This window comes from Streptomyces omiyaensis (assembly GCF_014650895.1).
Lineage (GTDB): Bacteria > Actinomycetota > Actinomycetes > Streptomycetales > Streptomycetaceae > Streptomyces > Streptomyces omiyaensis.
Window position 1 is genome coordinate 67,010 of the sequence record NZ_BMVV01000028.1, and the last position, 13,457, is coordinate 80,466.

A 13,457-nucleotide genomic window follows, 5' to 3' on the forward strand; every position below is an offset into this window, starting at 1 on the left:
CGGTGCGTGTGCCGGTGGTGACCGTGTGCGGTGGCGCCAAGGTAGGGGATTGTTCAACGATTCGACAAGAGCTCTGTTGTCCCGGACCCGAAACTGCGGTTGACTCGGCGGCCGGGACGACGTCGGGGCCGACCGGCCCGAGAGGGAGGGGGACCGTGGACGCGAGCGGCGCCGGGACGACCGGGGGACTGGCCGAGGACAGGGTGCTGCTCGGGCGCACCAGCACGGCGGAACGGGTCGCGGACATCCTGCGCACCCGCATCGCCGAAGGCTTCTTCCCGCCCGGCACCCGCCTCTCCGAGGAGAGCATCGGAGGCGCCCTCGGGGTCTCCCGCAACACCCTGCGCGAGGCCTTCCGGCTCCTCACCCACGAGCGGCTCCTCGTCCACGAGCTCAACCGCGGGGTCTTCGTCCGCGTCCTCGCCGTCGACGACGTCGAGGACATCTACCGCACCCGCCGGCTCGTCGAGTGCGCCGTCGTGCGCGGCCTCGGCCGGCCGCCCTTCCCCGTGGACGGCCTGACCGCCGCCGTCGCCGAGGGCGAGGCCGCCGCCCGTGCGGGGGACTGGCGCGCGGTCTCCACCGCCAACATCCACTTCCACCGCGAACTCGTCGCCCTCGCCCGCAGCGCCCGCACCGACGAGCTCATGCGGAGCGTCCTCGCCGAGCTCCGGCTCGCCTTCCACGTGGTGGACGGCCCCCGGGCGCTCCACGAGCCCTACCTGGCCCGCAACAAGGAGATCCTGGAGGCGCTGCGGGCGGGGGAGCGGGGCGCCGCCGAACGCCTCCTCGCCCGCTACCTCGACGACTCCATCGACCGCGTCGCCGCCGCCTACGCCCGGGCCGTCGAGGAACCCGCCGCGGAGTAGCCGCGCCGGCGGGACGGCCGGGCACCGGCGGACCGCGCTCCGCGGGGGCCTCGCGTCCGCCGGCGGACCGCCCCGTGCCGGGCGGGCCCGGGTCCCCGGGAGCGCGGCGGCGCCGGAGGGTACCGCGCCGGCCGGGGCGGGGGCGGTGGTTTCTGCGCCGTTTCGACCCATGTCAGTGCGAGGACCTACTCTGTGCACCGTGACTTCGCCTGCCTCGACGGACCTCGCTCCGCCCCAGCTCAGCGCGGGGCCGCGCCCCGCGCAGGGGCCGGCCGCCGACGAAGGGCTCGCGCGGCGCCTGCGCGCGCTCGCGTGCACCGCGCCGCTGCACGACCTCGACGCGCGCAAGGCCAACCTCGCCGGCGAGTACACGGTCTACGCGATGGCCGAGGTCGCCCTCGCCGCGATCGACCTCGTCACGCTCCACATGGACTTCGACACCGGCGCCGACCACGACCAGGTCGTCGCCCGGCTGCTGCCCCGCGTCGCCGCCCAGGCCCCGGACCGCCCCGCCGCCGAGCACGAGCGGGTGGCCCGCTGGGTCCTGGAGAACCTGATCAACGTCGGCAGCGTCGACCGCGGCTTCCGCGCCGTGTACGGCACCTTCGGCACCGACGGCGTCTACGTCCGCCGGGACTACGACTTCAAGCTCGTCGAGGAGGTCCCGGGCTACGGCGGCGCCGTCTGCCTCCGGACCACCGACGAGGCCGTCAACGTGCTCGTCGGCGCCCTCGACACCGACGTCACCAGCGCCCAGATCGCCGCCGAGGTGAAGCTGGAGGTCCTCATCAGCCGGGGCCGCCTCGCCGACGCCCAGCTCGCCGCCGAACAGGCCCGCTACCGGACCGTGCAGTACGCGGAGACCCTCCGCAGGACCCTGGACGCCACCCGGCGCAACGTGCGCGCGGTGGACTGGCTCAACGGCGTCCCCGACATGATCGCCGAGGCGCTCGACCACGTCGCCGACCGCTACCGCCACGAGAACGCGATCCTCACCAACATCCGCAAGGCGCGCGACGAGGCCGAGGAGCCCGAGCACAAGCGGCGTGCCGCGGAGCTGGTCGACATCGTCAAGGACTGCATCCGCCGCCACACCCAGCTCCAGTCCCGGCTGCTCGAGGCCGGACCGCTCTTCCGCGCCGAGCAGGACCGGCAGGCCTTCGCCTCCCCCACCCGGTACACCGGCCTCGACCTGTACGGGCAGCTGGTCGCCCCCCTGCTGCCGCTCCCCGTGGAGCGCGCCACCCGGGTCACCGACGCCTTCTTCGCGCGCGGCACCGGTCTGCGCACCCCCGCCTCCGTCCGCCTCGGCGACCTCGTCGACCTGCTGCTCACCCCGCCGGTCGAGCGCGAGCACCTCGGCGCCGAGATGCCCGAGCCGGAGCTGATCGCCACCCCCGACGACTCCCGCTTCAGCGAGCGCCAGCTCGCGGACGCGCTCGCGCTGCTGGAGCTGGAGCACGACGCCCCGCGCCGCCTCTCCGGCCTGCTCGCCGACGCCCGTGCCGCCGGGGGCGAGGACCTCGCCTACCTGGTGGCCCTGCTCGCCGTCCACGCGGCCAGCCCGCCGGTCGGCACGGCCTACCGGCAGGGCGAGGAGCGGCTGCTCTTTGCGGTCGACGACGGCACCCCGCTCGACGACCCCGGCTTCGGCGGCGCCGACCTCATCGTCGGCACGGCGCTCCTCGACGCCGTCGGCATGGCAGCCGACCGCACGGAGGCGACGTGACGTACGTCTCCGACACCACCCCGCCGACTCCCGGCGCCGACCGGACCCCCCACGCCCCGCGCCCCACGCGCGCGTGGCTCCCCAGGCCCACCACCCCGCCGGCCCCCACCGCACCGGCGACGCCCCCGGCCGAGGCCGCGCCCGGGCCGACGGACCTCACGACCGAGCCCGCGCAGCCGACCGAGCCCGCGCACCCGACCGAGCCCGCGCAGCCGACGGACCCGGCGACCGATCCGGACGAGCCGACCGATCCGGACGAGCCGACCGATCCGGCCGAGCGCGCAGAGCCGGCCGCGCCCGCCGAACCGACGGACCCCACGACCACGCCGGCCGAGTCGACCGCGCCCACCCATCCGGCCGGGCCGGCGGCCCCCGTCGAACCGACAGACCCCGTCGAACCGGCGGACCCCGTCGAGCCGACCGGGCCGGCCGCGCCCGCAGAGTCCACCGCGCCCCCTGCGCCCACCGCGCCGACCGAGCCCGTCGTCTCCGTGACGGCGGCCCCTGCCCGGCCCGTGACGGCGTCCCCCGGCCCGCCCGTGGAGCCGGTCCGGCCGCCCGTCTCCCCCGGCCCCCGCGTCCTGGCCCCCTTCGTGGACTCGCCCGCCGCCGTCGCGGCGCCGGGAGCCGCCGGGGCCGGCGCGGAGGCGGGCGACCGGCCGCGCGTCGGGACCGTGTCCCTCCCGGAGGGATCCCGGGCCACCGGGCGCCGGCGCCACGAGCTGCCCATGGTCCGCGCCGTGCGCCTCGGAGCCGCCCCGGAGGCGCCGCCGCCCGCACCGGGCGGGGCCCCCGCGCCGCCCGCCGCCGTCACCCCCGTGCCCCTGCCCCTCCACCGGGCCGCCGGCACCGCAGCCGTACCGAACGAGAGCCGTACCGAGGAGCCCCAGCCGTGAGCGACAACGCCGTCCAGCACACCGCGTACTCCGAGCACGCCGAGTACGCGGACGCGTGGAGCGAGCAGGAGTCCCCCCGGCCCCAGGCCCCGGCCCCCGCGCACGCCGCCGTGACCCCCGCCGACGCCGCCGACGCCGCCCGGCTCGTCTCCTTCGGGCTCCAGCCGAAGCTGCTGCCCGCCCGGGACGCCGAGTACGCCGAGCTGCTCCGCCGCTACCGGGAGGACCCCGCCTTCGCCCGGCTCGCCGACGCCGTCGCGACCGGCCTCGGCCTGATCGTCCTGGAGGTCTCCCCGCGCGCCGGCATGGCCGTCACCGCCGGCGAGGACTCCGTCTTCGCCGTCCGCATGGGCGACTACGCCCGCCGCGCCGCCACCGACTCCGCCGACCGCTTCCTGCACGGCCTCGCCCACCTCGCTGTCGCCGCCATGGCGTTCCCGCGCCCCGAGGACCTCGCCGACGACGCGTACATCGGCCGCCTCACCGTCAACGGCGTGGACTCCTTCGTCCGCCAGGCCTGCCTCCGCCTGGAGCAGCGCGCCGAGGAGGAGGGCGAGAACACCGACCCCGCCTCCGACGCCCCCGGCCTGGAGGCCGCGTGGCGCGTCTGGTCCCGCCGCTCCACCACCGGCGCCACCAAGGACGCCCGCCGCCTCGCCGGCTCCACCACCGGCATCGTCGCCAAGGCCGTGGCCTTCCTCACCGACTCCGGCTTCCTCCAGCGCACCGGCGACGAGAACGGCGGCTCCTACCGCACCACCGCCCGCTACCAGCTCCAGGTCCGCGACATGGCCGGATCCGCCGCCCTGACCGAACTCCTCGACCTCGGGATCGTCCCCGTCAGCGACGGCACCGCCACCCTCGTCCCGCCGCCCGAGGGCGACGACCTGGACCTCGTCGCCGACGCCGGCCTGCCCTTCCACGCGTAACCGCACCGCCCCGCCGCGCCCCGCCCCCGCACGGGCGCCGCACCCCGTCCGCGCCACCGAACTCCCCGAGCACGAGAGCACGAGAGTCCCTCGCCATGTACGAGCTGTCCCGGGTCCGCCTCTACTCCATCGGCCCCGCCGGCGCCCGCTACGCCGACACCGTCCTGGACCTGCGCGGCGTCGGCGCCCCCGTGCCGAACCCCGCCCCCACCCAGGCGGAGTTCTTCGAGGAGGAGCCCGTCGGCCCGCCGCGCCGCCCCGCCCCCGCGGGCGTGCTCTTCCTGGAGAACGGCGGCGGCAAGTCCGTCCTCCTCAAGCTGATCTTCTCGGTGATGCTCCCCGGCCACCGCAACACGCTCGGCGGCGCCAGCTCCGGCGTGCTCCGCAAGTTCCTGCTCGCCGACGACTGCGGCCACGTCGCCCTGGAGTGGCAGCACACCCTCACCGGCGAACTCGTCGTCGTCGGCAAGGTCAGCGAGTGGCGCGGCCGCCAGGTCTCCAACGACCCGCGGAAGTTCGCGGAGGCCTGGTACTCCTTCCGCCCGGGCCCCGGTCTCAGCCTGGACAACCTGCCGGTCGCCGAGTCGAACGCGGTCCGTCCCGCCGCCGAGGGCGCCTCCGGCGCCTCCGGCCGCCGCCGCACCATGAAGGGCTTCCGCGACGCCCTCACCGAGGCCGGCAAGGCCTACCCGCACCTCGACGTGGTGTGGGAGGAGATCCACGACCGCTGGAACGAGCACCTCGGCGAGCTCGGACTCGACCCCGAACTCTTCCGCTACCAGCGCGAGATGAACGCCGACGAGGGAGAGGCCGCCGGCCTCTTCGCGGTCAAGAAGGACTCCGACTTCACCGACCTCCTCCTCCGCGCGGTCACCGACACCCGGGACACCGACGGCCTCGCCGACCTCGTCGGCGGCTTCGGCAACAAGCTCGGCCGCCGTGCCGAGCTCACCGCCGAACGCGACTTCACCGCCGGCTCCGTCGACCTCCTCACCCGCATCGTCGACGCGGCCGGAACCCGCTCCCGCGCGCGCGAGGTGCACACCGCCGCCGAACGCCGCACCCGGGGCCTCGCCCGCCGCCTCTCCGGCCGCGCCGCCGGGGAACGGGCCCGCGCCGCCGAGCTGGCCCAGCAGGTCACCTCCGCGGGCCACGCCGTCTCCGACGCCGAGACGGCCCGCGAGCGCAGCGCCCTCATCGCCGCCGAACTCGCCTACCGGCACGCCTCCCTGGCGCTCGGCGCCGCCGAGAAGGGCGCCGCCTCCCAGCGCCGCGAGCTCATCGAGGCCCGCACCCTGCACTCCGCCTGGCAGGCCGCCGAGTCGGTGCTCCGCCACCGTGCGGCCGGCGACCGCTCCGCGCGCGTGGCCGCCGCCATCCGCGAGGCCGAGCGCGACGCGGCCCCCGCCCTCGCCGCCCGCGCCGAGGCCGCCGCCGACCTCGTCCGCGCCCTCGCCGCCGCCGCCGAGGAGGGCGAGCGCCACGCCGCCGAGGAGGAGGAACGGTCCACCACCCTCCAGGAGGCCGGCGAGGCCGCCCACCGGGACGCCACCGCCGCCGCCACCGAGGCCCAGCGCGCCCGCAGCGAGGCCGGCCACCTGCGCCAGCGCCTCGCCGAGGTCGAGCAGGAGACCGCCGAGGCCGTACGGGCCGGCTGGCTCGACGACAGCGCCCCCGACGCCGACCCGGCGCGCGCCGCCCTCGCCGCCGCCGACGCCGAGAAGACCGCCGTCGCCGCCTGGGACGCCGCCCGCGAAACGGCCCGCGCCGCCGGCGACCGGGCCCGCGAGACCGCCGCCGCCGAGGCCCGCGCCGAACTCGCCGCCGCCCGCGCCGCCGACGCCGCCGAGGCCGCCGGCAACGCCTACGACGCCGAACGCCGCGCCGCCGAGGCACTGGCCGCCGAGGAACGCCTCGCCGAGCTGCTCGGCCTGCCCGGCGCCGGCTCCCCGCTCCCCGGGCAGCGCGCCGCCGCTGCCGCCGGCGAGGCCCCCGCCGACGAGCCCGACGCCCGGGCGCCGCTCTCCGTCACCGACGTCGACCGCTACGCCGAGGAACTGCGCCGCCTCCTCGACGGCGCCGTCACCTCCGCCGAGCGCCAGCTCTTCGACCTGCGCACGGCCGCCGCCGACGACTCCCGGATCCTCGGCGCCCTCGGCGACGGCGGCCTGCTGCCGCCCGGCCCCGACGTCCTCGCCACCGTCGAGTTCCTCGGCGAGCAGGGCATCCCGGCCCTCCCCGGCTGGCGCTACCTCGCCCAGTCCGTCGACCCCGCCGACCACGCGCGCGTGCTCGCGGCCCGCCCCGAGCTCGTCGACGGCGTCGTCATCACCGACGCCGTCTCGTACGGCCGCGCCCGCGAGGTCCTCGGCTCGGCCGCCCTGCTGCCCCGCTCCGCCGTCGCCGTCGGCACCGCCGCCGCCCTCCTCGCCCCCGTACCGGCCCAGGACGCGGGCGACGACACCGGGGTCTTCCTCGTGCCGCCGAACCCGGCCATGCACGACGAGCACGCCGCCGACGAGGAGCGGCAGGCGCTGCGCGCCCGCGCCGCCGCCCGGGACGAGGAGATCCGCGCCCTCGCCGCCCGTCTCGCCGGCGACCGCGCGCTGGCCGCCCGGATCGGCGCCTGGCGCGCCGACTGCCCGCCCGGCATGCTCGCCGAGCTCGCGGCCGTCGCCGCCACCGCCCGCGAGTCCGCCGAGGCCGCCGGCCGCGTCCTCGAAGAGGCCCGTGCCGCGCGCGCCGAGACCGAGGAGACCGCCGCGGAGGCGCTCGCGGCCCGCGACGAGCGGCAGGAGGCCGCCCAGCGCGCCCGACGGGCCGCCGACGCCCTCGCCGGCCTCGCCTTCCGGCTCCGGGAGCGCTCCGCCTGGCAGGCCAAGCTCCGCGAGCTCGCCGACGACGCCGCCGAGGCCGAGGCCCGCGCCCAGACCTGCCTGGAGCGCGCGCGTGCCGCCGACGAGGACCGCCGGGCCGCCCAGCGCGCCGCCGACGACGCCCACCGCACCGCCCGCGCGCTGCGCGCCGAGCGCGCCGAGATCGCCGGTGCCCCCGAGCAGCTGCCGGACGGGGACGCCGCCGCGCCCCGCGCCGCGCTTCCCACCCTCCGCGAGGCCTACCGGGCCGCCTCCCAGGTCTACGAGAAGGTCGGCGTCGGCGCCGACCTGCGCGCCGAGCAGGCCCGCGCCGAGAGCGACGAGTCCGCCGCCCTCGCCGAGCTGGACCGGCTCACCAACAAGGTCCGCACCCGCGCCGAGCAGCTCCTGGAGTCCACCGACGGCGCCGACGGCCCGTCCCGCCAGGCGGCCGCGGCCCGCGCCGAGGCCCTGGTGCAGATGCTGGAGTCCCGCGCCTCCGAGGCGAGCGAGAAGCTCGGCCGGCTGCGCGGCGAGGCCGAGCGCCTCGCCCCCGAGGACGGCGGGGCCCACACCGAGCTGCCGGAGGAGCTGGTCCCGGCCGACGCCGACCGTGCGCAGGCCCTGCTGCGGACCGCGAGCACCGAGCTCGCCGCCCGCAGCGACGCCCTGGACGCGGCCCGCGCCGCCCACGCGGGGCTGCTGCGCGACCACCGGGCCGCCGAGGACGGCGCCGGCGGCTTCGACGAGACGGCCGCGCTCCTGCGCGACCTGCTGCGCGACCACGCGGAGGAGGAGCAGGAGGAGCAGGAGCCGTACCCCGGCACCCTGGAGGAGGCCCGGAACACGGCCGGCGAGGCCCGGCGGGCGCTGCGCGCCTGCACCGCCGAGCTGTCCGCCGCCGACGCCGCCGTCCGCGAGGCGAGCGACATCCTCGTCCGGCACGCCAACTCGACCCGCTACGAGCAGGTCCGCACCCCCGCCCGCCAGCAGATCCGCGAACTGCCCGCCTCCGCGCTGCCCGAGCACGCCGCCAAGTGGGCCGAGGCCTTCGCGCCCCGGCTCCGCGTCCTCACCGACGAGCTGGCCCAGCTGGAGCGCAACCGCGACTCGATCGTGGACCGGCTCCGCGGCCTGGTGGAGACCTCGCTCGCCACCCTCCGTTCCGCCCAGCGGCTCTCCCGGCTCCCCGAGGGGCTGGGGGAGTGGTCGGGTCAGGAGTTCCTGCGGATCCGCTTCGAGGAGCCGGACCAGGCGACCCTGACCGAGCGGCTCGGCGAGGTCGTCGACGAGGCGACCCGAGCCGCCGTCAGGAAGAACTCCGACCTGCGCCGTGACGGCATGTCACTGCTGCTGCGCGGGGTGCAGGCGGCGCTCGAACCCAAGGGCATCGCCGTCGAGATCCTGAAGCCGGACGCGGTGCTGCGCGCCGAGCGGGTGCCGGTCGGGCAGATGGGCGACGTCTTCTCCGGCGGGCAGCTGCTCACCGCGGCCATCGCCCTGTACTGCACGATGGCGGCGCTGCGCTCCAACGACCGGGGGCGCGACAAGCACCGGCACGCGGGCACGCTCTTCCTCGACAACCCGATCGGCCGGGCCAACGCCACGTACCTCCTGGAGCTCCAGCGGGCCGTGTCGGACGCGCTCGGCGTCCAGCTGCTGTACACCACGGGCCTGTTCGACACGACGGCGCTCGCGGAGTTCCCGCTGGTGATCCGGCTGCGCAACGACGCCGACCTGAGGGCCGGACTGAAGTACATCAGCGTCGAGGAGCACCTGCGCCCGGGTCTGCCGCAGCCGACCGCCGAGGGCGAGACGATCCACGGCGAGATCACGGCGACCCGGATGTTCCGCCGCCACCAGGAGGAACCCCCGCCGGCGCCGTAGCCCCGCCCCGCGGCACGGGGAAGGCCCGGACCCCGAGGGTCCGGGCCTTCCCCGTGCGTGCCGGGCCGACGTCAGGCGACCTGCTCCTCCGCGACCCGCTCGCGCCGCGCCTGGTAGGCGGTGCTGCTCGGTTCGGAGACCACGCCGTTGCGCTGCCGCCAGACCTGGCGGGTGATCCAGATGTCCAGCACGCTCCAGGTGGCCACCACGGTCGCGACCACGGCCGCGATCGTCATCGGATAGGCCAGCCACGACCCCGTCACCGAGGTGAGGAAGGCGACCAGGGCGAGGATGATCGTCACCGAGGTGATCATCACCGCCCGCACCGCCGCGTTCCGCACCGGATCCGGCATCCTCCGCAGCCCGTGCTCGTCCTCCACCCACAACTGACGCGCGGTCCGCGCCTCGTCATCCATGTTCCGTCCACTCCCCACCGCACGACGCTCCCAGGGGGTGGCTGCCCGATTCCGGCGGTTCTACACCGTCTTCGCACCGCGCGAACGGCCGCTCCGCGCACCGCCCGTCTCCGGGCGGGCGTTCCCCCGTACTTCATGACGCTCCGGACAGGGAAAAGGTTTCCCCACTTCACCCGGCAACATGAACGGAACGAACGATTCCAGCCATTGCGCTCAGGGTGGGAAATTGCGCACTGTGACGTGTCCTGTGCCACAGTGGCCGATCCCAACTCCTGGAATACCAGGACATCTCATGATCAACGATCACTCGACAGGCTGAAAATCGCCCAGACACACCTTCGAGATGGTCGCGATGCAGTAGTAGGCTCGCGCCGCCGTTTGTTGAAACCGAAGGTTGACGCGCCGTGTTGACGCGGCGACGCCGTTCGAGGGACCTCCGTGGCCGCGGGGGCCGTACTGGGGGAGGCCATGCGCTTTCGCGGGAAGTCCATCCGCCGGAAGATCGTGGCGCTGCTCCTCGTACCGCTCGTCTCCCTGACCGGACTCTGGGGTTTCGCCACCGCCCTCACCGGACGGGAGGCCGACCAGCTCCTCGACGTCGGCTACATCGTCGACAAGGTCGGCTACCCCGTCGAGGACACGGCCCGGGTCATCCAGCTCGAACGCCGCCAGTCCCTCGTCTACCTCGCCGACCCGCGCGGCTCCGAGGCGCTCACCCAGCTCCGCGAGGCCCGCCTCGCCACCGACCGCCAGATGGCCCGCATCCGCGCCAACGCCCAGGACGCCGGCGTCCGCGAGGAGATGCGCCCGGTCACCACCCAGAAGCTCAACTCGCTCCTCGCCGCCTTCGAGGAGATCACCTCCCTGCGCCGCTCGGTGGAGAACCGAAGCGTCGGCCGGCTCCAGGCCCTGGAGTTCTACAACCGGCTCGTCGACCCCTGCTACAGCTTCCTCATCACCCTCCACGCCCTGGAGAACGTGGAGATGGACAAGCAGGGCCGCGCCCTCGTCGGCATCACCCGCGCCCGCGAGCTCCTCTCCCGCGAGGACGCCCTGGTCCTCTCCGCCCTCGTCGCCGGCCGGGTCACCACCCAGGAGATCCGGGCCGTCTCCGACCTCATCGCCGTCCGCAAGCAGTTCTACGAGGTCAACCTCGAACTCCTCCCCGCCTCCGAGCGGCAGCGCTTCGAGCAGTACTGGCGCAGCCCCGAGACCGCGGCCCTGCGCACCTCGGAGGAGGCCTTCGTCGATGCGGGCCCCACCGAGCGCCCGCGCTCCGTCACCGCCGCCTACTGGCAGGACGAGGCCAGCCCCGTCCTCGACCGGCTCGCCCGCGAGAACACCGCGGCGGGCGACCGCTACCAGGACCGCGTCCAGCCCGCCGCGTACAGCGTCCTGCTGAAGGCGGGCGTCGCCGGCGTCCTCGGCTTCCTCGCCCTCCTCGCCTCCGTCGGCATCTCGGTCCGCGTCGGCCGCTCCCTCGTCCGCGACCTGCGCCGCCTCCAGAAGGAGTCGCAGGAGGTCTCCGGCGTCCGGCTGCCCAGCGTCATGCGGCGCCTCGCCGCCGGCGAGCACGTCGACGTCGAGACCGAGGTCCCCCACCTGCGATACGGGCAGGACGAGGTCGGCCAGGTCGGCCAGGCCCTCAACACCCTCCAGCGCGCCGCCGTCGAGGCCGCCGTCAAGCAGGCCGACATGCGCCGCGGCGTCTCCGAGGTCTTCGTCAACCTCGCCCGCCGCAACCAGGTCCTGCTCCACCGCCAGCTCACCCTCCTCGACACCATGGAGCGGCGCACCGAGGACACCGAGGAGCTCGCGGACCTCTTCCGCCTCGACCACCTCACCACCCGCATGCGCCGCCACGCCGAGGGCCTGGTGATCCTCTCCGGCGCCGCCCCCTCCCGGCAGTGGCGCAAGCCCGTGCAGCTCATGGACGTGGTCCGGGCCGCCGTCGCCGAGGTCGAGGACTACGAGCGCATCGAGGTCCGCCGGCTGCCCCGGCTCGGCGTCGGCGGCCCCGCCGTCGCCGACCTCACCCACCTCATCGCCGAACTCCTCGAGAACGCCACCGTGTTCTCGCCCCCGCACACCGCCGTCCAGGTCCTCGGCGAGCGCGTCGCCAACGGCTTCACCCTGGAGATCCACGACCGCGGCCTCGGCATGAGCCCCGACGTGCTGCTCGACGCCAACCTGAGGCTCGCCGAGACCCCCGAGTTCGAGCTCTCCGACACCGACCGCCTCGGCCTCTTCGTGGTCAGCCGGCTCGCCCAGCGCCAGAACGTCCGCGTCTCGCTCCAGACCTCCCCGTACGGCGGCACCACCGCCGTCGTCTTCATCCCGGCCGCGCTGCTCACCGACGCCCCCGAGACCCAGGGCGCCGGCTTCCGCCTCGACCGCACGGGCCCGGACCCGCGCGCCCAGGACGGCGACGAGCGGACCGCCGCCCTCGGATCCCGTACGGCCTCCGGGGCGCCCGGCGGCGTCCTCGACGACGCCCCCCTCCCGCAGCGCCGGCCCGCCCTCGCGCGCGTGCCCGACCTGGCGGACGCCACGGGACCGGCCGGTCACCGGCCCGGCACCGACGGGGCGTTCGACGCGGTCGCGGACCGGGCGCTCGGCCGCCCCCTGGACGGCCCGGTGGAGCTGGAGCCGCCGTTCGGCCCCGAGGACATCGACTCGCTCCTCGACCGCTCCGCCGACCTCCTCGACAGCGAGAGCGAGCGCGGCGGCCTCTTCCGCCCCCAGCGCCGCCGCGGCGGCCTCCTCCCGGCCGGCGAGCAGCACCAGCAGGCCCCCGACCAGAGCGGCGCCCGGGGCGAGGACGACCGGGACGACGACGGCGTCCACGGCCCGGTGCCGCTGCCCCGCCGCCGCCCGCCGACCCTGGTCGTCGACCGCGGGCGCCGCCTCGACGAGCCCGGCCGCGCCCACCCCGCTCCCGGCGCCGGCCGCGCGGAGGACCACCGGGTGCCGTCGCGCCCCGCCGGTCCCACCCTCGTCCCGGTGCGCCCGGCGGGCACCGAGGCCCGCCCGGAGCGCGCCGACGCCCCCGCGGTCCCGGCCCCGCCGGTCCACGCCCAGCTCCCGCCGCGTTCCGCGGTCCCGGACCGGTCCCCGGCCCCGGCGCCCGCGCCGGACCGGGCCGCGCCCGCCGACCCCGGCGCGCGGCTCGACGGACTCCCGCGCCGGGTCCGGCAGGCGAGCCTCGTGCCGCAGCTGCGCGAGCCCGAGCACCCGGCCGGCCCCGCACCGGACGCCGCCCCGCCGTCCGCCGCACCGGCCTCCGCCTCCGCCGAGGACGGCTTCGAGCGCGACGCCGAGGAGGTGCGGGCCCGGATGGCCGCCATGCAGCGCGGCTGGCAGCGCGGACGCCGGGACGGCACCGGACCGGACGACACCACAGCACACGGAACGACACCCGAGGGGGACGGTCGATGACCGCACCGAACGCCGCAGCAAGCTCCAGCTCCGTCCACGGAAACGGCGAGCTGAACTGGCTCCTGGACGAGCTGGTGGACCGCGTCGCCGCCATCCGCAAGGCCCTGGTGCTGTCCAGCGACGGCCTGCCCACCGGCGCGTCCAAGGACCTGAGCCGCGAGGACGGCGAGCACCTCGCCGCCGTGGCCTCCGGCTTCCACAGCCTCGCCAAGGGCGTCGGCCGCCACTTCGAGGCGGGCAGGGTCCGCCAGACGGTGGTCGAGCTGGAGGACGCCTTCCTCTTCGTCACCGCCGCGGGCGACGGCAGCTGCCTCGCCGTCCTCGCCGACGCCGACTCGGACGTCGGCCAGGTCGCCTACGAGATGACCCTGATGGTCAAGCGGGTCGGCACCCATCTCGGCACCGCCCCCCGGACCGGTCTGCCCACGGGAGGGTGAG

Annotated in this window: 8 protein-coding genes; 7 read left to right on the forward strand and 1 reads right to left on the reverse strand. The window is 76.5% G+C overall.

Annotation, left to right across the window (positions count from 1 at the left end; genetic code table 11):
- Nucleotides 1–155: 155 nt before the first annotated feature.
- The 5 genes from IE287_RS31980 (at nt 156) to IE287_RS32000 (ending at nt 9,165) form a co-directional block, all read left to right on the forward strand.
- Nucleotides 156–869, forward strand: coding sequence for a GntR family transcriptional regulator (locus IE287_RS31980; RefSeq protein WP_189852739.1), 714 nt, complete (start codon nt 156–158; stop codon nt 867–869).
- A 199-nt stretch (nt 870–1,068) separates the two neighbouring features.
- Entirely contained in the window at nt 1,069–2,598 is a 1,530-nt protein-coding gene (locus IE287_RS31985; protein ID WP_189852740.1) for a hypothetical protein, read from the forward strand.
- On the forward strand, nt 2,595–3,494 hold the full coding sequence (locus IE287_RS31990) for a hypothetical protein (RefSeq protein ID WP_189852741.1): 900 nt from the start codon (nt 2,595–2,597) through the stop codon (nt 3,492–3,494). The genes IE287_RS31985 and IE287_RS31990 overlap by 4 nt, the downstream gene beginning before the upstream one ends.
- Nucleotides 3,491–4,423, forward strand: a complete 933-nt coding sequence (locus IE287_RS31995) for a hypothetical protein (protein ID WP_189852742.1) — start codon at nt 3,491–3,493, stop codon at nt 4,421–4,423. The genes IE287_RS31990 and IE287_RS31995 overlap by 4 nt, the downstream gene beginning before the upstream one ends.
- Before the next feature lie 95 nt (nt 4,424–4,518).
- Nucleotides 4,519–9,165 (forward strand): hypothetical protein, encoded by a 4,647-nt coding sequence (locus IE287_RS32000; protein WP_189852743.1) that lies wholly within the window; start codon nt 4,519–4,521, stop codon nt 9,163–9,165.
- Between the two features lie 71 nt (nt 9,166–9,236).
- Here IE287_RS32000 and IE287_RS32005 read toward each other — a convergent pair whose 3' ends face one another.
- Nucleotides 9,237–9,581 (reverse strand): hypothetical protein, encoded by a 345-nt coding sequence (locus tag IE287_RS32005; RefSeq protein WP_229883870.1) that lies wholly within the window; start codon nt 9,579–9,581, stop codon nt 9,237–9,239.
- Between the two features lie 468 nt (nt 9,582–10,049).
- Here IE287_RS32005 and IE287_RS32010 point away from each other — a divergent pair, with 468 nt between their 5' ends.
- Nucleotides 10,050–13,019: a sensor histidine kinase gene (locus tag IE287_RS32010; RefSeq protein ID WP_189852745.1), complete on the forward strand. Its 2,970-nt coding sequence runs from the start codon at nt 10,050–10,052 to the stop codon at nt 13,017–13,019.
- On the forward strand, nt 13,016–13,456 hold the full coding sequence (locus IE287_RS32015; RefSeq protein WP_189852746.1) for a roadblock/LC7 domain-containing protein: 441 nt from the start codon (nt 13,016–13,018) through the stop codon (nt 13,454–13,456). Before IE287_RS32010 ends, IE287_RS32015 begins: the two co-directional genes overlap by 4 nt.
- The last annotated feature ends 1 nt before the right edge of the window (nt 13,457 follow it).